13 protein-coding genes and 1 CRISPR repeat array are annotated in these 19019 nt (G+C 64.6%); of the genes, 3 read left to right on the plus strand and 10 right to left on the minus strand.

Going from position 1 to position 19019, the window contains the following annotated elements:
* The first annotated feature begins 21 nt into the window (after nt 1-21).
* A CRISPR array of direct repeats spans nt 22-4686; the repeat unit is 25 nt; unit sequence GTTCATCCCCGCGTGGGCGGGGAAC.
* 81 nt (nt 4687-4767) lie between these two features.
* The 10 genes from cas2e to lgt form a co-directional block, all read right to left on the minus strand.
* Nucleotides 4768-5079 carry a type I-E CRISPR-associated endoribonuclease Cas2e gene (gene cas2e, locus KKP04_RS06765; RefSeq protein WP_215028323.1) on the minus strand — a complete coding sequence of 104 codons (312 nt, stop codon included), beginning with the start codon at nt 5077-5079 and terminating at the stop codon, nt 4768-4770.
* Nucleotides 5060-6010 carry a type I-E CRISPR-associated endonuclease Cas1e gene (gene cas1e / locus KKP04_RS06770; protein WP_251133952.1) on the minus strand — a complete coding sequence of 317 codons (951 nt, stop codon included), beginning with the start codon at nt 6008-6010 and terminating at the stop codon, nt 5060-5062. Before cas1e ends, cas2e begins: the two co-directional genes overlap by 20 nt.
* 3 nt (nt 6011-6013) lie before the next feature.
* Entirely contained in the window at nt 6014-6838 is an 825-nt protein-coding gene (cas6e, locus tag KKP04_RS06775) for a type I-E CRISPR-associated protein Cas6/Cse3/CasE (protein ID WP_215028325.1), read from the minus strand.
* Nucleotides 6835-7596 (minus strand): type I-E CRISPR-associated protein Cas5/CasD, encoded by a 762-nt coding sequence (gene cas5e / locus KKP04_RS06780; protein ID WP_215028327.1) that lies wholly within the window; start codon nt 7594-7596, stop codon nt 6835-6837. The genes cas6e and cas5e overlap by 4 nt, the downstream gene beginning before the upstream one ends.
* 5 nt (nt 7597-7601) lie before the next feature.
* Nucleotides 7602-8708 carry a type I-E CRISPR-associated protein Cas7/Cse4/CasC gene (cas7e, locus tag KKP04_RS06785; RefSeq protein WP_215028333.1) on the minus strand — a complete coding sequence of 369 codons (1107 nt, stop codon included), beginning with the start codon at nt 8706-8708 and terminating at the stop codon, nt 7602-7604.
* 27 nt (nt 8709-8735) lie between these two features.
* Nucleotides 8736-9359 (minus strand): type I-E CRISPR-associated protein Cse2/CasB, encoded by a 624-nt coding sequence (casB, locus tag KKP04_RS06790; protein ID WP_215028340.1) that lies wholly within the window; start codon nt 9357-9359, stop codon nt 8736-8738.
* Entirely contained in the window at nt 9356-11014 is a 1659-nt protein-coding gene (casA, locus tag KKP04_RS06795) for a type I-E CRISPR-associated protein Cse1/CasA (RefSeq protein ID WP_215028342.1), read from the minus strand. Before casA ends, casB begins: the two co-directional genes overlap by 4 nt.
* Before the next feature lie 113 nt (nt 11015-11127).
* A complete protein-coding gene (locus tag KKP04_RS06800; RefSeq protein WP_215028344.1) occupies nt 11128-11439 on the minus strand; it encodes a hypothetical protein in 312 nt (103 codons plus the stop codon).
* A gap of 454 nt (nt 11440-11893) precedes the next feature.
* Entirely contained in the window at nt 11894-14593 is a 2700-nt protein-coding gene (cas3, locus tag KKP04_RS06805; RefSeq protein ID WP_251133965.1) for a CRISPR-associated helicase Cas3', read from the minus strand.
* Between the two features lie 310 nt (nt 14594-14903).
* Nucleotides 14904-15755: a prolipoprotein diacylglyceryl transferase gene (lgt, locus tag KKP04_RS06810; RefSeq protein ID WP_215028354.1), complete on the minus strand. Its 852-nt coding sequence runs from the start codon at nt 15753-15755 to the stop codon at nt 14904-14906.
* A gap of 312 nt (nt 15756-16067) precedes the next feature.
* On the opposite strand from lgt, the gene KKP04_RS06815 reads away from it, so the two are divergent.
* From KKP04_RS06815 to KKP04_RS06825, 3 genes are read left to right on the plus strand one after another with little or no spacing between them, the layout of a single operon-like run.
* On the plus strand, nt 16068-17018 hold the full coding sequence (locus KKP04_RS06815) for a ChuX/HutX family heme-like substrate-binding protein (RefSeq protein ID WP_215028356.1): 951 nt from the start codon (nt 16068-16070) through the stop codon (nt 17016-17018).
* A gap of 46 nt (nt 17019-17064) precedes the next feature.
* Nucleotides 17065-17910, plus strand: coding sequence for a hemin ABC transporter substrate-binding protein (locus KKP04_RS06820; RefSeq protein ID WP_215028362.1), 846 nt, complete (start codon nt 17065-17067; stop codon nt 17908-17910).
* Complete coding sequence (locus KKP04_RS06825) at nt 17907-18986, plus strand: iron ABC transporter permease (protein ID WP_215028364.1); 1080 nt, start codon at nt 17907-17909, stop codon at nt 18984-18986. The genes KKP04_RS06820 and KKP04_RS06825 overlap by 4 nt, the downstream gene beginning before the upstream one ends.
* The last annotated feature ends 33 nt before the right edge of the window (nt 18987-19019 follow it).

Genomic DNA, 19019 nt, shown 5'->3' on the forward strand with positions numbered 1-19019 from the left:
GGACCTCGGCATCGGACTAGCCGGTTCATCCCCGCGTGGGCGGGGAACACTCTGCATCTTCGCTAAGTTTTGTTTGCTGTTGCGGTTCATCCCCGCGTGGGCGGGGAACACATGGCCGGTCGTGAGGATGCGCGCGGGCAGGTCGGTTCATCCCCGCGTGGGCGGGGAACACTTCCTTGCTTTCGATCTTGATTTCGCCATGCACGGTTCATCCCCGCGTGGGCGGGGAACACCGTGTGCGATGTTGTTCATGGGGAAACGGCGGCGGTTCATCCCCGCGTGGGCGGGGAACACCACCTATATCAGCGACGCCCTCGGCAAGTGACCGGTTCATCCCCGCGTGGGCGGGGAACACCCGATGACGGCATTGCGTGTCGTGCCGCCGAGCGGTTCATCCCCGCGTGGGCGGGGAACACGCGCGGCAATGACCGGACGACTAGCCCGATCTCGGTTCATCCCCGCGTGGGCGGGGAACACTGGAACATGTAGTTCTTCTCAGAAGCGGTCGTCGGTTCATCCCCGCGTGGGCGGGGAACACCACGCTGTCGGAATGACCTGGAAATCGGCGTCCGGTTCATCGCCCACGCGGGGATGAACCGTCCGTGAGCGAGGTACACCTAATTTCGAGTTGGTGTTCCCCGCCCACGCGGGGATGAACCGATTTGTCGCTTGAAAATACTAAACGTTACGACGTGTTCCCCGCCCACGCGGGGATGAACCGGCCGCGTCCCCTGGTTTACTTTCGTACATCACGTGTTCCCCGCCCACGCGGGGATGAACCGCTGTGCGTCAGTGCGTTGATCTTGGCCATGTCGTGTTCCCCGCCCACGCGGGGATGAACCGCCGGGTCTACCGAAATCGCTGCCGCGAGCACGGTGTTCCCCGCCCACGCGGGGATGAACCGGCCGCGCTTCTGTAGCAGCACGAGATAAGAGCGTGTTCCCCGCCCACGCGGGGATGAACCGGTTCTCTGTACGAAGCGTGTCTTCCATCTCTTGTGTTCCCCGCCCACGCGGGGATGAACCGGAATGGGTTAGGTCTGAAGCGGTTGCTGCCGGGTGTTCCCCGCCCACGCGGGGATGAACCGCCGAATATCTTTCGGTCCTCGCGTCGACCGGAGTGTTCCCCGCCCACGCGGGGATGAACCGCTTCTGCGTGCCGCGCTGCGGGTCGAAGAACCGTGTTCCCCGCCCACGCGGGGATGAACCGACGATTGCAGAGTTGGCCGCGATTGGCAAACCGTGTTCCCCGCCCACGCGGGGATGAACCGCTAGGTAATCCTTGTAGCTGAACTCAACGAGTGTGTTCCCCGCCCACGCGGGGATGAACCGGCTTCATCCTCAACCGCGATCTGTTTCGGCTCGTGTTCCCCGCCCACGCGGGGATGAACCGTGGGCTAATCACCCGCCCCACCGTCTAGGGGAGTGTTCCCCGCCCACGCGGGGATGAACCGCACAGCGGTTCCCGAAGGAAACGGTCCTTGATGTGTTCCCCGCCCACGCGGGGATGAACCGGACGTTGATTCTACGACGAAAATACACAAACCGTGTTCCCCGCCCACGCGGGGATGAACCGGCGTCAGCCTTGTTCCTGTCATACGCTGACACGTGTTCCCCGCCCACGCGGGGATGAACCGAATTTGAACGGGGTCGGCGAAGCGTTGCGCTTGTGTTCCCCGCCCACGCGGGGATGAACCGCCTCGACCTCATAGGGGTTGGCGCGGTATCCGGTGTTCCCCGCCCACGCGGGGATGAACCGGTGCGCTATGGGACAGGGGTAGCTGCTCGTTCGTGTTCCCCGCCCACGCGGGGATGAACCGCGTAGGGTCCAAATCCGGTTTGCAATGCAGTCGTGTTCCCCGCCCACGCGGGGATGAACCGCCCGACGATGGAGACGAAAATGACAGTCGAAAGTGTTCCCCGCCCACGCGGGGATGAACCGCAAAGAGGCGGTGAGCATGCTCACATTCGGGCGTGTTCCCCGCCCACGCGGGGATGAACCGCTTGTCGCCCTGGAACTTGCGGACCATGGCGCGTGTTCCCCGCCCACGCGGGGATGAACCGTGTTTTTCTTCTTCGCTGCTTCCGCGTCCGCAGTGTTCCCCGCCCACGCGGGGATGAACCGTGACAAACACGATTCAGGCGGCTCTTTACGATGTGTTCCCCGCCCACGCGGGGATGAACCGTCGCCCGGATCGCGGCGCAACGGGCTGCAACTGTGTTCCCCCCCGCGTGGGCGGGGAACACTTTGGAACGGTTCGGAATCCGTAGTATCCGCTCGGTTCATCCCCGCGTGGGCGGGGAACACTTTCGTCGTCGCGTATGCGGTGCGCTGATGGGCGGTTCATCCCCGCGTGGGCGGGGAACACTTGATATAGTGACCGTCAGCATCCTTCACCCGCGGTTCATCCCCGCGTGGGCGGGGAACACCACAGCCGAGGGCACTTCAGCGGGTCAGTTCGCGGTTCATCCCCGCGTGGGCGGGGAACACAGCACTAAAACTGCGTCCACGATGGAAATAACCGGTTCATCCCCGCGTGGGCGGGGAACACTCGGCTTTTTGCGCCGCCTGGTCGCCCTTGGCCGGTTCATCCCCGCGTGGGCGGGGAACACTGCAAGATCGGCGGCGTCTTTCCGCGTGATCACGGTTCATCCCCGCGTGGGCGGGGAACACCAAGCCCGTTCGTAAAGAGCGTCCTGTTTCGTCGGTTCATCCCCGCGTGGGCGGGGAACACGCGGCGGTTTCGACAACAGGCGCGGTAGCGGTCGGTTCATCCCCGCGTGGGCGGGGAACACGAAAACACGAACAGTTGCTCTAACTACCGTTCCGGTTCATCCCCGCGTGGGCGGGGAACACACAGCATCCACCTTCTCAGGCGGAATGTGCTCCGGTTCATCCCCGCGTGGGCGGGGAACACCGGGCGGCGCACAGGCTGTCGGCAAAAAGTTTCGGTTCATCCCCGCGTGGGCGGGGAACACCCGTCCGCCGTGTCGGCGATAGCGTCCCCGTTCGGTTCATCCCCGCGTGGGCGGGGAACACGGCCATCGCCCGCCAACAGGTCTCGACATCGTCGGTTCATCCCCGCGTGGGCGGGGAACACCGACTATTTTGCTGGTCATGCGACGATCCTCGCGGTTCATCCCCGCGTGGGCGGGGAACACTGTGACGCCAAATGCGCCTTTGCCGTCATGTTCGGTTCATCCCCGCGTGGGCGGGGAACACCGAATTCTGGACGGCGCGCCCAGTCATCGACGCGGTTCATCCCCGCGTGGGCGGGGAACACCACTTTTTCAGGCGGCATGACTTGAGCAATTCCGGTTCATCCCCGCGTGGGCGGGGAACACAGCGCAGCGATGTGGAAGCCCATCACCACCACCGGTTCATCCCCGCGTGGGCGGGGAACACATCATTCAGCCCCACAGCTACGACGGCAAGACCGGTTCATCCCCGCGTGGGCGGGGAACACCGCGGCGACATCGGGTCCAAGACGGCCGAGGGCGGTTCATCCCCGCGTGGGCGGGGAACACAGGTCCGCGAAGTGCCGCGCCCACTTGGCCGCCGGTTCATCCCCGCGTGGGCGGGGAACACGCAATATTGCTCAAATACAGAGCGAAAATGAGCGGTTCATCCCCGCGTGGGCGGGGAACACTTTTAATCACAACTAATACATTGACTGTTAATCGGTTCATCCCCGCGTGGGCGGGGAACACCTGTGCGAGCGGCGGAACATAGTTTTCCACGACGGTTCATCCCCGCGTGGGCGGGGAACACGTCGAGTGCCATGGTCTTATTCCTTTGCTGTTGGGTTCATCCCCGCGTGGGCGGGGAACACGTCGTGCTTTGCCCACGCCTTGACGCCGAGCGCGGTTCATCCCCGCGTGGGCGGGGAACACGTGTTAAGCCCCTGCCAGGCTGTGCCCGTGTCCGGTTCATCCCCGCGTGGGCGGGGAACACCCGTCTTGGCCTTCCACGCGACTCGCCCCGCGCGGTTCATCCCCGCGTGGGCGGGGAACACCTGTTAATGATGCACAATGGTTCTGCCGCGTGCGGTTCATCCCCGCGTGGGCGGGGAACACGCAAGCGGTAACGTTTGCGAGCTTTCTTTTTGCGGTTCATCCCCGCGTGGGCGGGGAACACGTTACATGCTGCTCGACGAAATCCCCATGGATCGGTTCATCCCCGCGTGGGCGGGGAACACGCGCAGATCAAGGTCACGTATCACGGCTATGGCGGTTCATCCCCGCGTGGGCGGGGAACACGAAGCCCCAAACTTCCACGAGGATTTCGAGGACGGTTCATCCCCGCGTGGGCGGGGAACACCCCCGGGTCTATGCCTAGGACGAAAGTCATTGCGGTTCATCCCCGCGTGGGCGGGGAACACACGCCTTCGACGCCCGCCAGCGCATGGTTGACCGGTTCATCCCCGCGTGGGCGGGGAACACGGCCTATACCTATCCCGGGAGGACGCCACGGCCGGTTCATCCCCGCGTGGGCGGGGAACACGTTGTCGCGCGCGCCATGCTGCGCCATGAGTGGGGTTCATCCCCGCGTGGGCGGGGAACACTTTACGGCAAGGCGAACGTCGAGCAGATTGCGCGGTTCATCCCCGCGTGGGCGGGGAACACCCGACGATGTTGTAACCGAAGCTCGCGAAGCGCGGTTCATCCCCGCGTGGGCGGGGAACACTCTTCCTCGTAACGAATTGATCGCACGAACGAATCACGATGTCAAAGAACGCCACCGAAGTTCCCGCTTCGTTCCAGCGGTTTAAAACGGCGGCTTCAGCGGGTCTTCGGCAGGCGGCGCGGGCTTGAACTTCACCAGCAGAAACCCGTCGAAATCGGCCTGCTCCCGCCGGTTCGCACCCACGGTTGCGAAGTCGAACCCGGCCTCGTTCACCGCCGTCCAGGCGATCACGGCGTTGCCCTCGCCGATCATCGCGCAAACCTCGCCCCACATTCGCTCTCGCGCGCGCCGGGAGTAATTTCCCACATACACCCCCGCGCGCACCTCCAGCAGCCAGAGCGAAAGCCGACCCCGCAAACGTGGCGGCGCGTTCTCAGTTACGATGACCATCATCGCCGGATGCCTCCTCGCGCGGGATTGCCGCTTCCACGCCCTCGGGCGCTTCTTCCGGAGGCTCAAGGCCGCCCGCCTTGAGCACGTCCTCGATCAGCGGAATGATGCGGTCGAGAATCTTCGCGCGGCGGAAGCTGTCGCGGCAGGCGACGCGCACCTGACGCTCGGCGGGCGTGCCGTCGCCCCGGCCCTTGGCGACGCGCGCCGCTACCTCGAACGCGGTCGGCACCACGGTCTCGAACTTCACGATGTCGGCGATGTCGTAGACGAAACTCTGCGGCTTGCCGCGATGCAGAAAGCCGATGGCCGGCGCATAGCCCGCCGCGAGGATGGCCGCTTCGGAAAGCCCGTAGAGGCACGCCGTCGCCGCCGAAAGGCACTGGTTCGGAAGGTCGCCCTTGTCCCAGGCCTTCACATCGTAGTTGCGCGCCTTCCATTCGACGCCGTAGCGGCGCGCAAGCAGCTTGTACATCTCGCGGACCCGCACGCCCTCGATGCCGCGAAGCTGATCGATCGATCGGCGCTCGGGCGCGGGTTCGCCGAAACGCAGCTCGTACATCTTGCGCACCACGTTGAGCCGCGCCGTTTCGTCGAGCGCGTTCTTCGCCTGATAGAGGAGCTTGTCCGCGCGCGCCCCGCCGGGCTGGCCGGACGCGTAAAGCCGCACGCCCCCTTCGCCCACCCAGACGAGCAGGCAGCCGACGCGCGCGGCGAGCACCACGGCGGCGTGGCTGACGCGCGTGCCGGGTTCGAGCATGAGACAGGCGAGCCCACCGACCGGGATCTGCACGCGCACGCCGTTCTGGTCGACGAGCACGAACGCGCTGTCGAGCACGTCGAGTTCGCCATATTGCAGGAACACGATGCTGGCCCGGTCCCGCATGGGGATCGGGCGCAGCGGAATGAAAGGCGCTGGCGCGGCTTCGGCCATGGCTCACCCCCGGCGAATGAGCATCAGCCCGCAGCCGAAGGCCTTGGCCGAGCCGAAGCCGTCGACGAGCCGCGCGAGGAACAGCGCCGGATCCGTGATCTCGATCAGCCCCTCGAAGTCGAGCACGCCAAAGGTTGCGCCGTCGCCGCGAATGCGCGGGATGCGGACGGTTTCGTAGTTCGAGGCGGCGAGGAAAACGCTGTCTGCCTCATCCGCATCGGGATTCGGGACCAGCGCGAAGCCAGCCTTGCGCCCCTGTGCTTCGAGCCACACTCGCGCGGCCTTCGCGGTCTCGGCCTCGCGTTTTTCTGCCCGCTCGGTGGGCTCCAGCCTTTCCTTGTCGGTCGGTTCCGTTCGCTTGTCGCGGTCCCGCTTCCCCTCGAACGGTTTCAGCGCGGCCATGACGATATCGCAGCGCTTTCCGCGCACGCGTCCCTTGCCGTCGCGCTTCTCCTTGCCTTCGTCCCAGCCGCTCTTGGGCGAAACAACCGGGTTTGCCCGGAGCGTGAAACGCAAGGTGTCGCCCGCTGCGAGCTTCGGCGTGAACTCCTGCGTATCGAGATCGAACAGGCCGTGACGGTTGTCGGGGGCCTCGCGCGACAGGATGTAATATTCGCCGGGAGATTTCTCGCGCCAGAGGAACAACCGGTCTTCGCCGCCCGCGTTGATGGGCCGGTCGCTGCCGTCGTTGAACAGCATCCACACGATGCGGTGCGCCTGCGCGATGACGTCGCCTTTGGTGGCGCCCAGAAGCGCACGGGCGAGCGGCGCAAGCGCCTCGCCGCGCCCGGCCCGAAGCCGCGCGCGAGAAAAATAGAGAGCGCTCATGTCTGCCCCCCTCGCGGCGCGATCACCGCCTCCTGCCGCACGCCGAACCGCCACTTCGTCCGGCTTTCCGGCACATCGCGGCGCTGTTCGATGCGGCTGCTCGAAGCCGCCGCAGGGTCGTCGGCGTCGCTATAGATGGTCGGCTGAGGTGCGGCCTGCCCCTCGCTCTCGAAATAACTCCTTTTGAACTCCGCTACGCGCTTCGTCGCGTCATCGTAGGCGGCGAAAGCAGCTAGCACATCGCCAGCCGCGACCACCTCCGGCGCGCAAGGCAGCATCAGCGGATGCGACTTCCGACCGGCGTAAAGATTGAAGCGGGGAGCCTTGAGCGCGGCGGAGATGCTCCAGAGCGAGAATGGAGCCTCGATGACGCCCGCCCTGAACCACAGCGCGGATGTCGCGAAAGCGTTCGTCCGATATTCACGCGTTGAGAGGACGGTCTTGAGTTCATGCTTTGACACGGCGAGTTCGTCCGCGCGCGTTGCGAAACGGCGATTGCGCTTTTGCGGCGGCACCTGCGCGGTGTGATAGTCGTAGGCGGGTTGGCCCGGCTGATCGACGCGCACTGCGAAGTTCAGCACCTGGAGTGCATCGATACGATGCTGCTCGTCGCGTTCGATGCCGAGCGCCGCCGCGATGAGCCCGAGGACGCCCGATTTCGATGGCCGGTTCGACGAGTTGCGCCACTCTCCCGGATCGTATTTCATGCCGAAGGACGCCATCGGCGCGGCGATGGTGAAGACGAGATAATTGCGCATGAGCTTTACTCGCCCGCCGCGAAGGCGACGATCTGTTCAAGCGTATGGTCGTGAGCGTGATCCCACGGGCGGCCGGGGATGACGCGCATGGTGCGGGAATCCTCGATGCAAGCACCGTAGACAGTGTCCATCTGCGCGATCAGCCCGCCCTTGCGGTCATCGCCTTCGAGCGCTTCGACCGACTTTGCAAGGAGATCGTCGCCCCAGATCGGCTTGAAGAACGCCGCCGCGAGGCTGCGCGGCTGTTGCGCGCCCTTCTCCACCCGCAGATAGTTGGCGAGCGCGAGCGCCGCGAAGCTGTTCTGCTTGCCGGATGGCCGTGCCTTGGCGAAGCCTTCCACAAACGCCTCGATCGCCTTCCGCGCCAGCGCCGGATCGCCACCGAGGTTCCTCAGCAGCAACTCGCGGTCGATGCAGGCATAGAGATAGAAGACGCCTGAGCCGAAACCCAGTTCGCCGATAAAGCCCGCGCCCGCGTCTTCAGCGCTCGTCTTCAGATCGTCGACGGCGGTGTAATAGTCGTCCTCGACCACGACCTTGTGCGTGGTGATGGCGTGGGCGACCTGCACCGCTGCCTCGCGGTTGAAGTCGGGGTTGTCGGCGAGCATGCGCCCGAACATGGCAATGTCGGCGGCCGTGTCGGCGCGACGCAGAAGCTTCGCCGCGAGGTCGGACGACTTCACATCTTTCAGTGCGTCCGCGCCTTCCGCGACCAGCTTGTCGGCAAGCTCGAACGCGGCGATCCGCTCCTCCGGCGATACGAAGGCAAGCTGCTTGATATAGGTTTGCGGCTTATCCTTCGCGTCTTCGATTTTGCCGAAGGCTCCTGCAACGAGGCGCGCAATTTCGAGCGCTTTCGCGTCATCCACGTTGTTCTTCCTGAGATGCGCGGAAATGAAATCGCCGAGCCGCTGCGTCCGCTCGCCGAGATTGCCCGCGAGCCGGTCCTTGAAATTGGCCGAGGTTCGGATGGCGCGCTTCAGGGCCTGGCTTGAAATGCGAAGCCGCTCTGCGCCGCCGAACTTCGCCGTTTTCGGGCGCCCGGTGTCGTCGCGGTTGAGGTTGGACGGCGCGTAAACAGTGAGGGCGTGAAGCTGAATGAATTTCGTCATGATGAGTTCCTTTGAAATGACGTGGGATCAGGCTGCGGGCGTTTCGTTGGAGGCTCCGTCTTTCGGAGTTTCGCGAGGGGCCGCCTCGCCCGCCTGCCAGTAGTCGAAGGCGAAGCGCATGCGCCTGTCTTCGCGATGCCAGTTCAGGATGATTTCGGCCAGATCGGCGACGTTGGCCTTGCCGCCCTTCAGCGCGACGAGGCGGCGAAACGCGGTCAGGATCTCGTCGTCTCCGCTCGCGGTGAGAAGCCGGCGAAGGCGAAGCTGACTCAGTTGCGCCGTGGCCTCGTCACCCTTCTGCGGGCCGACGGAAGAGGCAATTTTTGTCGTTTCGTTCTCGCGGACGTGGGCGAGCACAGCCGCCAGAACCGCTGCGCGGCAGAGCCTTTGCTCGTTGCCGCTGCCGACGCGCCTGAACAGCAACGCCGTTTCGCGCTCGGCCGCCGCCTCAATCCAGGTTGAACAACGCCTCAGCTTGGCGAGCGCCGCGCGGTTGCCGCCGCCATTGGCGTCTTCGCCACTCTTTGCGGGCTGAAGGCTCTCCCACCATTTGCGGGCTTCGTCTCCAATCGCGTTTTTTTTCGTCGCGCCGTTTTTGGGGGCGGCTGTGCCGATTTGCGCCTCCGCTGTATTCGCCGATGCTTCGCTCATGCCGCTTTCCTCCGCGTCCCGTTCGGCTTGGCCTTCTTCTCTCCTTTATCCGGCGGCGCGAGGCCAAGCGCCTTCCAGATTATTGGCCCGCTCAGGCCAAAGAACAGCATGCTGCGCGCGTTGACGATGTTCTTGAGGTCGGGGCTGTCAGGCGCCTCGATCGGCGCCAGGTCATCGAAAATGGCAAGCGCTGCGGCGCGAATCATCCCTCGCCACGCCTTTCTTGCCTCGACGTAAACCTTGCCGTCGGCGTCTTCGGTGGTTTTGGCGAGATCGCGAAGCGTATCGTAGAATGCGTTCTCCGTATCGGCCCAGAACCGCGCGCGGGCAGCGGCGAGCGGCGCCTTGCCGCTTTCGGGTTGAGCCTTCTTCTTGTCGGTGTAGAGCGCCGTCTTCAGGGCGGCGAGAAGCAACTGCGAAGCCGCTTCGGCCGCCTGCACCATCGCCGTCGCACAGCCTGCGAGGTCATAGTCGCGCTTCTCGTCGCCGGTGGAAATCAGCGGCAGCATCGCTTCGGTAAAGTCGAGCGGCTTCATGTTGTCCATGGCGTAGCCCGCGGCGAGAAGGCCGACGCTGTTCGGCTGCCTGACGTCAAGGCCGATATCCGCCGCGCGCTTCCTCAAAAAAGCGGTGACGATATCCGCCGGGAGCGACGCCACGTCGGACTCGGCGGACCTCTCCTTGAGCGTCAGCCCCACCCAATCGCGATAGCCGACGCCCGATGCCTTGAAATGCAACGGCAGCCATATTTCGCCAAGCACCTTGTCTTTCGTCTTGTAATAGGGACTGAGCGGGTGCCGCCAGGTGTGGGTGAGATACTTCGTTCCATTCGGCCGAGTAACGTAAGACCTGACGACAACATCGTCGGTATCGCCCGTAATGGCGCAGCGCTCACCGTTGCCCGGCACAAAGGTGAGGCGTATCCGGCGTGGCATGCCGAACAACGCTTGGGACTTGTGCACATGTTCGGTCGTCGTCCCGCCGAGCTTGTCGGCGCAACGCGTAGGCGCAAGCCACGGCAGTGCGGCTTCGACCTCCTCCTTCGGGATCACGTAGTCGTCGGGCACATTCGCCCAGATCAGTTGCCAGAGCGTCGGGGATCTTTTCTCAGGACGCGGTATGACGAGAGTGGAGGCTCCTCCCCCGCCTCTGAGAGAAGTGAAATGCCCTCGCCCACCCGTGGGCGCGCTCGTCTGCAAGGTTATCAGCGCGATTGCCGCCCCCCGCCTCGACAGCGCCGAGACTGTCCCTTCCTTGACGAAATGACCAGCCGGCGTCTCCATGAAAAGCGAAGCGATGGGTTCTCGGGCGGCGTCAGCCAGCAACTCCAGATCTTCAAAATCCTGGAAGAAGCGCGGGCCGTCTCCGTCGAGCACGAGAGCATGGGCGAACGGCGCGATGGCCGCCTCGATCTCGTCGGGCGTGGGCGGCGTCTCGAAGCGGTCCGGCCAGTCGTCATTGTCGGTTGGCCCCATGCTGATGGCGATGAGGCCGATCACAAATTCGGTCACGCTGATGTCGCAGTCGGCGCGGCCTGTGTCGATGCGCAGCAAGTCGGCGCGGCCGATATCGCGAAGGCGGACGAACTTGCGCTCCCCCTCGACCGTGGCGACGGGCAGCCACGGCTCAACTGCGAGCGAATAAGGCTCGGTCATAATGAAACTCTCTTTTGTCAAATGGGCGCGAATATTCAGCCAGTGAGCGCTGAGTCGCGCTCACCGGAAAGCCTCGGATCAGGCTTGTCGACTGGTATATCAGGCGAGCGTCGTCAGATGAGGCAAAGACGATGCGCCGCCTCGCTCATCAGCTGGAACGACTGCCGGAACTGAACGAGATTAGGATCCGGGAAATGGACATCGGGCTGTGGCAGGCGGCCGAGATCAACCGCACGAATGTATGCGTATCGCTCGTCTGTCAGGGCCGCAAATACAAATTCCGGCGCCAACTCCATTGCGATGCCGATCTGAGCCGGAGTCTCACGACGTTCATGCCGCGCCTTGATTTCCGCGACCTGTTCTTCAGACAAAATGATGTTTTCCGCAAAATTGCATTGCGGTTCTACGTCGATGACGGTATCCAAGAGATACCTCCTTTTCGATTTGTGCTGGCTGCGCAATCAATTTGAGGTCACAAGCCGGAATGGGACTCCACTCCCATCCGGCTTTTTCGTGCCGGATTTCGCCGACCATTTTCTTATAGCCAGCATTTTAGATAAACGCAAGCCCATCATTACTCGCTTACGCTCTATGCCTTCTGTTTTTCCCCGCGTGGGCGGGGAACGTAGACCAGCCTTACATATCGTTGACGCTGTATGCCGGTTCATCCCCGCGAGGGCGAGGACAAGTCGGACGCTAAAGCCTTCCTGCAAACCTGTCAAACGCCGAGCTGGCATCCAGTGGGATGTGCGGCATATGCCACGAGGCAAGTGCGCCAAAAGCGGCTGCCCGGACGCTGACCGATTCGATGACCTCTGCTGCCGGTGGCTTCTCTCCAAAAGCGGCAGCCCAGAATCCACCTCCGCGTCCCCCGTCCGCTCACACCTCGAACCGCAGCCCCAGTCGATCATCGTAAACCGCCGTCGCTGCCGGGCCATCCTTGCGCAGCACGGCTCCCCGCCACGGTTCGCCCTCGCCGCATTCCTCAAGAAGCAACAGCGGGATCTCCTGCTCCCACCTGCCCCAGTCCTTCTTCGCGGCGTCGACGGCGCGGGCGAGTTCGCCCTCCGGCTTCGGCACACCCTTCGCAAGCCGTTCCTGCACGCGCACCTCGGACAGCGCCCACGCACGCCGAGGCGCCGACGCACAGTTGCCTGTCGGCTTGCACCACGGCACCACCGCCCCGCCTTCCAGCCGCGCGAGCCTGAGCGTCACCGATAGTTCGTCTTCGAGGCGCGTAGAAATTTCCACGTCCGAGGTCCACGCAGTGTTGTCGATGCCGTAGCCTTCCTTGAGAGTCAGAAGGTTGATTCCGGCCACGCACCTGCCCGATATCGCCCCAGCCTCCGCTTTTATCGACGCGGCGTTCAAGGCGTCCGGAAACTGGAGCGGATCAGGGCCGTAAACCTTCGCGATGAGGTCGCGCAGCCCCTCGGGCGCGCGGATCTCGCCTGCGTCGAACAGCGCGCTGGCCGAACGCCAGACAATGCCGTGATGATCGTAGACGGCTGCTGCGCGCTTGCTCATGCCGCGATACCAGTCGGCATCCACCGCGCTGTTTGGGTCCGGCGAGAAGATCAGCAGTTCGCGCGGCGCGAGGCGGCCTTCGCGGCCGGGATGCCGCCAGAGCCTTCCCGCGCGCTGGATGATGAGGTCGACCGGGGCGAGGTCGCTCACCATCGCGTCGACATCGTAGTCGAGGGATTGTTCCAGAATCTGCGTGCCGACGAGCACGAAACCGCGACGCTCGTCCGGCGTGCTGTCGCGCCCCAGCCTCGCCTGAATTTTCGCCTCGCGGTCGATGCGGTCGCCCATCGCGAAGCGCGCATGCAGAAGAAGCGGCTGAAGCCCCGCCTTCTCCAGCGCGTCGCAGGCTTCGATGGCGTCGTCCACCGCATTCCTGATCCAGGCGACCGGCGCGCCGTCACGGGCGAACGCCGCCACATGCGCGACGGCCTCCTCGAACGAGGCGATGCGACGGACCGGAACGCTTCGGCAAAGCTCCGCGCGCGCTTCGACCGGCGTCTCCTCGCATGAGCCGCGCGACACGGCGGTGATCAGCGGATAGGCGGCGCTCGACAGCAATGCGGGCTCACCGCCCGAGCCCTTGCGCCACGCGTTGACGAGCCTGTTGCGCGTATCCTCCGCGAGAGTGGCCGAAAGGATGATCGTGGAGCCGCCGAGTGCCGCGTGAAACTCGATCAAACGCTCAAGCTCGCGCGAAACGTAAGCGTCGTAGCTGTGCGCCTCGTCCACGATCAGCACGCGGTCGGCGAGCGCCCAGAGGCGAAGCGCCTGATATTTGCGCGGCAACACCGCCAGAAGCGCCTGATCGACCGTGCCGACGCCGACATGCGCGAAGAACGCCTTGCGCCGGTCGTCCGCGATCCAGCTTGCACAGGCATGCTGCGCCGTCTCATTGGCGTCGTCGCTTGCCGGATGGCTCACGGGCTTTGAGGCGTCGGCGTCCAGGATCGAGCCGGTGAACCGGTCGTCGAGATCGCGGCGGCCATGCGCGAGCACCAGAGACGGCGCAGCATTCTGCGCGAACAGCCGACGATAAACGTCAGCCATTCGGCCGTACATGGCGTTGGATGTGGCCATGGTCGGCAGCGCGAAGTAAATGCCGCTTGCGGCGTCGGCGGCGAGCAGGCGCTCGGCCAGGATCAGCGCGGCTTCTGTCTTTCCCGCGCCCGTCATATCTTCCACGATGAACAAATTCGGCCCGGCCGCAATCGGGATGGCTGCGGCACCCTTTTGCAGCGGGCTCAGTTCGGCATGCCCCCTGCTTATAGGCAGCAGGTCCGAAGCATCGAAAGCCTCGCGCGCGGCGGCGGGCAAAATCCCGGCTTTTTCGACTGCTTTGGTCGCCTGGCTGCGCGCATGCAGCCAGTAGCTCGAAAGATCGTCGGCGGTCTCGCGATATGCAAAGTATTCTTCATTCGAGCCGATCCAGTCGGCGAGAACCACGAGGCCAGCAAGCGCCCATGAAAATGCCGCGAGTTGCTTTGCGGACGGCTTGCCGCGAAGCACGGGGCCATCGCAGGGAATCAGCGCGAAGGCGCGGTCGAGAAAATCGTTGATCGGAGGCGCGATCGTTTCGACGCTCCGGCGCCAGAGGGTTGCGTTGGCCGGGATTTCCTTCGGGCGCCCGTGATGCGACATAACCGCGGTCAACAGCAGCGAAATGCCGCTGGCGCGGACTCCCGGCAGTTGTTCCTTGAAAAGAGACGCAAGTTCGAGTTCTCGGGCGATTCCGAAACCGAGTTCGGTGTGGTGCAGCGGTGCCTCTCCCGTGCCCGCGAAGCGGCGCAGTTCTTCCGGGCAGCGATCGGGAAGCTTCGACTGGAAATCGGGATGAAACTTGCCGAGATCGTGCAGCGCGGCGAGCCGCACAATAAGGCCGCGAAGCGCTTGGCGGTCCGCATCGAGAAGTTCCGCGAGCCGTTCGAGGTGCTTCGGAAGCCGATCCAGCAGGACATCGGCAACGGCCGCGACATCGAGCAGATGGAACGGGAGCGCGTGCAAATCGAGCGAGCCGTCAACTTTGAGACGCGATTTGGCCCAGAAAGAAAACATATTCACTGGTTATCTTCCTTAAAATCTTATCATCAATATAATTGATTAGGCTTGCGCGTGTGCGATCAAGCCGAAAATGGGACGTTTCCAATCTTTCCACAAAGACCCATCGCAAGGCGGCGCGCTGGTTCACGGCACCCGGCATGCGCGCGCGAGATCAAGACTGGCGCCCCTTCAGGCCATCGTCCAAAGCAGATGCGCCTTGAAAAGGTTGGATGCGTCACGCATGAACTGCAACTTTCTCGCCGGTCAGCAGCGCGAAAGAAGCAGGTGGGAAAATCCGGCGCGCTTGCTTGCCTCCCTGCTCTTTTCAGACTCGAACGGGCTCAACCGCCCTCCCCCGCCGCGCCGTCGCCACGAACCAAACCCCGAGCGCGATCATCGGCAGCGAATACACCACGCCCTCCGAGAAATACGCCGTCGTGAAGAACTGGCCGTAGTCCCACTCCTTGAAATACTCCGCGATGATGCGGAATACGCCATACGCCGCGAGGAAGACGCCGGTCACAAACCCCGGCGCCCGCAGCGCAAGCCGCGTGTGCGTGAAGTAGCGCAGCAGAAGGAACATCACGACGCCCTCAAGCGCGGCCTCGTAAAGCTGCGTCGGATGGCGCGGCCCGGCGGCGTCGCCCGCCAGCAGCACGCGCGCGGGAAAGTCCACCGCCCACGGAACATCGGCGAGTCGCCCGTAAATCTCGCCGTTTATGAAATTCGCCAGCCGCCCGAAGAACAGCCCGAACGGCACCGCCGCCGCCGACAAATCCATCAGCGAGCGCACGGGAATGCGGTTCAGCCGCGCGAAAATCCAGATCGCGAAGCCGACGCCAAGCAGCCCGCCGTGAAACGCCATGCCGCCTTCCCAGATGCGGAAAAAGCGCAAGGGATCGGCAAGAAGCGTCGACGGTTCATAAAGGAGGAAAAAGCCGAGCCGCCCGCCCAGCACGGTGCCGAGCGTCGCCCAGAACAGGAAATCGTCGGCCTGATACGATGTGATCGGCGATGACCCACCCCATATCCGCGCGTTCGCGCAGAGCTGCCGCATATAGAGCCAGCCGAGCAAAAGCCCGGCCATGTAGGCGAGGCCATACCAGCGCACGCCGAGCGGCCCGATATGCACCGCCACCGGGTCGTTGAACGGGAACGCAATCGCCATCAGGTCCATCGTCAGCCTCCGCGCGCTTCGCTAGCTCCGCTTTAGCAGGAGACGGAGCGACCGCCAACCGGCGGTTGACGCTTGGCGTTCCGGCGGTCGCGCTCATCCGCGCGATAACCTCACGCAAGATCCATCGTTCAAAATCTTTGAGCACACGTCCCTCCTCGCCCGAGCGCCGAGTTTCGCAGCCTGACGGCGCTTCCGGTCCACGCAGTATTTGCTCTATATTAAACATATTATCGTTCTAAATTAGATATTTACCATTGAAAACTGCCCTCGCGGCAGACTATACTGCCGCAAATTCAGGGCGAGGAGGACCGGATGTTGGACGACGACATCCCGGCCCGTGGCAAGCGGCTTCGGGGCGGCGCACTCAGGGAAGCCATGCTTCGGCTGAGGGAAGAGGAAAAGCTTCGCGCGCGCGATGCCGCCACGCGTCTCGGCGTCAGCGAGGCGGAGTTCGTGGCGGCGAAGGTCGGTCACGAGGCGATCCGCCTGCAACCCGATTTCCCCGGTATGCTTCTCGCGCTTTCCGGCGTGGGCGAGGTGCTGGCGCTCACGCGCAACGAGCATTGCGTCCACGAGAAGCACGGCACGTTCGAAACCGTCGCCATCGAAGGCGAGCGGGGCATCGTGCGCGGCGGAGGTCTGGACCTCCAGCTCTTCCTGCACCGCTGGCGGCACGCCTACAAGCTCACCGACGAGGGCGAGATGGGCATGATCATGACCAGCCTTCAGTTTTTCGACGCAGGCGGCATTGCGGTGCACAAGGTCTATCTCACCGAGAATACCGACCGCGACGCCTTCGATGCCATCGTCGGGCGCTTCATGCATGCCGAACAGTCCGATGAACTCGACGTGATGCCGGCGGACGCGCCTAGGCCCGCCGCTCCCGCAGACGGCGACCGCACCCGCGTCGCGCCGCGCGCACTCCGCATCCTGCTCGAAAAGGCGGCGGAAACGGCCACGCCGATCAGCGTCGTCGTGGAAAATTCCGGTGCGATCCAGAGCTACACCGGACCGATCTCGAAGGTCATGGCCACCGGCCCCTGGTACAACATCCTCGACCCGCGCTTCAACATGCACCTGCATGAAGACGCCATCGATGCCGCGTGGGTGGTGCACGAACCATACGCCGACGGGATCGTTACCTCGCTCGAACTTTTTGACGCGCAAGGGCTCCGCATCGTGCGGATCCTTGCCCCCGGTCACCCTCAATCCCCGGTTTGGCACGCGATCGTGGCAAGCCTCCCCCTTCCTCATGCTGCTTAGAGAGGTTCGAATGAAGCCTGCGACTTCATTGCGGCTCCTTTTGCTTATGGCCGCTTTTGTTCTGGCCACGCTCCCCGCCGCACGCGCGGCCGAAAGCGGAAAGCGGGTCGTCACCGTCGGCGGTGACGTCACCGAGATCGTCTTCGCGCTCGGCGAAGGGGAGCGCGTCGTCGGGCGGGACACCACCTCCACCTTTCCGCCGGAGGCCGGACGCGTGCCCGATGTCGGCTATATGCGCCAGCTCGGCGCGGAGGGCGTGCTTTCGCTCAGGCCAGACGTCGTGATCGCTTCCGCCGGGGCCGGTCCCGCCGAGGTGCTGAAACAGATCGAATCCGCAGGCGTGCGCGTCGTGCGCGTCCCCGATCCGCACAGCGTCGACGGTCTTATCCAGAAAGTGACGGCCATCGCCGATGCGCTCGACGCGAAGGCGGCGGGCGCCGCGCTCACCGCAAAGCTTCAGCAAGACCTCACGAAGGCGAGATCCGAGGTTGCCGGCATGCCGGGCCACCCGCGCGTTCTCTTCATCATCACCGCCGGGAGCGGGCCGCCGATGGCCGCCGGGACCGGAACCGCGGCGGACGCGCTGATCAAGCTCGCGGGCGGCGAGAACGTTTTCGCCGCGCACACAGGCTACAAGCCGATCTCGCTCGAAGCCGCCGCAGCAGCATCACCCGAAGCCATCGGGCTGATGGATCAGACGCTTCGAGAGATGGGCGGCGTCGACGCCGTCGCAAGCAATGCCGCGCTCCGGCTCACACCCGCCGCGAAGGAAAAGCGCATCTTCGGCCGCGAAGGCAGTTATCTCCTGAGCTTCGGCCCGCGCCTGCCGCAGGCATTGTCCGACTTCGCCCACGCCATCCGCGAGAAAGCGGCGGAGAAAGGAGCGCTGTGACAAGCGCCGCCATCGACGTGACTGCCCGCATCCGCGACATGCGCGCGGCGCAGATCCGGACAAGACGGCTTTTCCTCGTGTGCCTCGCGGGGGGGCTGTGCGTCGCATCCCTCGCGGCCCTGGTCATCGGAGCGGTTCCGATTCCGCTCGGGGACGTCTTCGGCTCGCTCTCGCCCTTTCACGACGCTGAAGGGCAATATGGCGAGATCGTGCAATCGATCCGCATGCCGCGCCTCGTGCTCGGCTTGTGCGTCGGCGCGGTGCTGGGTCTGTCCGGCGCTGCGCTGCAGGGGCTGTTCCGCAACCCGCTGGCCGATCCCGGCATCATCGGCGTGTCGAGCGGCGCGGCGCTCGGCGTCGCGTTCGTGATCGTACTTGGCAATGCCGTCATGCCGGGCGCGCTTGCCATCGCCGGACCGTTTGCCCTTCCCGTGGCCGCGTTCGGCGGCGGCATCGCGGCGCTGCTCGGCGTCTATACCCTGTCGCGGCGGGCGGGCGCGCTGTCCGGCTCGTCGCTGATTCTCGCAGGCATCGCGATCAACGCGATTGCGGGCGCAGCGCTCGGCTATCTTTCCTTCGCGAGCACGGACGAACAGCTTCGCCAGGTGACGTTCTGGACGCTCGGCAGCCTCGGCCGCACGAACTGGGCGAGCCTGATCCCGGCCGCAATCGCCATGATCGCGGCGTCGGTGCTGCTCTTGCGCCTCGCGCCGGTGCTGAACGTCTATCTGCTCGGCGAGCGCGAGGCGGAACATCTCGGCGTGAACGCGGGCCGCCTCAAGAATCAGGTCATCATGCTGTCGGCGCTCGGCGCGGGCGCGGCCGTGGCGGTCTCCGGCATCATCGGGTTCGTCGGGCTCGCCGCGCCGCACATCGTGCGCCTGTTCGCGGGCGCGGATCACCGCGTGGTGCTGCCGGGTTCGGCGCTGCTCGGAGCGTTGCTGCTCGTCTCGGCCGACCTCATCGCGCGGACAGCCGTAGCGCCTGCGGAACTGCCGGTCGGCATCCTCACGAGCGCGCTCGGCGGACCGTTCTTCCTGTGGCTGCTTGGCCGTTATCGCCGCGAACTCTTGTAGCGTTCACGGACGCGAGCGCGGGGCGAGCCTCGG

This window comes from Rhodomicrobium sp. Az07 (genome assembly GCF_018619475.1).
Taxonomy (GTDB): domain Bacteria; phylum Pseudomonadota; class Alphaproteobacteria; order Rhizobiales; family Rhodomicrobiaceae; genus Rhodomicrobium.

What these genes read in the sequence shown, in the direction of transcription:
- cas2e (WP_215028323.1), bottom strand. Translation starts at nt 5,079, where the DNA reads ATGATGGTCATCGTAACTGAGAACGCGCCGCCACGTTTGCGGGGTCGG.
- cas1e (WP_251133952.1), bottom strand. Translation starts at nt 6,010, where the DNA reads ATGGCCGAAGCCGCGCCAGCGCCTTTCATTCCGCTGCGCCCGATCCCC.
- cas6e (WP_215028325.1), bottom strand. Translation starts at nt 6,838, where the DNA reads ATGAGCGCTCTCTATTTTTCTCGCGCGCGGCTTCGGGCCGGGCGCGGC.
- cas5e (WP_215028327.1), bottom strand. Translation starts at nt 7,596, where the DNA reads ATGCGCAATTATCTCGTCTTCACCATCGCCGCGCCGATGGCGTCCTTC.
- cas7e (WP_215028333.1), bottom strand. Translation starts at nt 8,708, where the DNA reads ATGACGAAATTCATTCAGCTTCACGCCCTCACTGTTTACGCGCCGTCC.
- casB (WP_215028340.1), bottom strand. Translation starts at nt 9,359, where the DNA reads ATGAGCGAAGCATCGGCGAATACAGCGGAGGCGCAAATCGGCACAGCC.
- casA (WP_215028342.1), bottom strand. Translation starts at nt 11,014, where the DNA reads ATGACCGAGCCTTATTCGCTCGCAGTTGAGCCGTGGCTGCCCGTCGCC.
- cas3 (WP_251133965.1), bottom strand. Translation starts at nt 14,593, where the DNA reads ATGTTTTCTTTCTGGGCCAAATCGCGTCTCAAAGTTGACGGCTCGCTC.
- lgt (WP_215028354.1), bottom strand. Translation starts at nt 15,755, where the DNA reads ATGGACCTGATGGCGATTGCGTTCCCGTTCAACGACCCGGTGGCGGTG.
- KKP04_RS06815 (WP_215028356.1), top strand. Translation starts at nt 16,068, where the DNA reads ATGTTGGACGACGACATCCCGGCCCGTGGCAAGCGGCTTCGGGGCGGC.
- KKP04_RS06820 (WP_215028362.1), top strand. Translation starts at nt 17,065, where the DNA reads ATGGCCGCTTTTGTTCTGGCCACGCTCCCCGCCGCACGCGCGGCCGAA.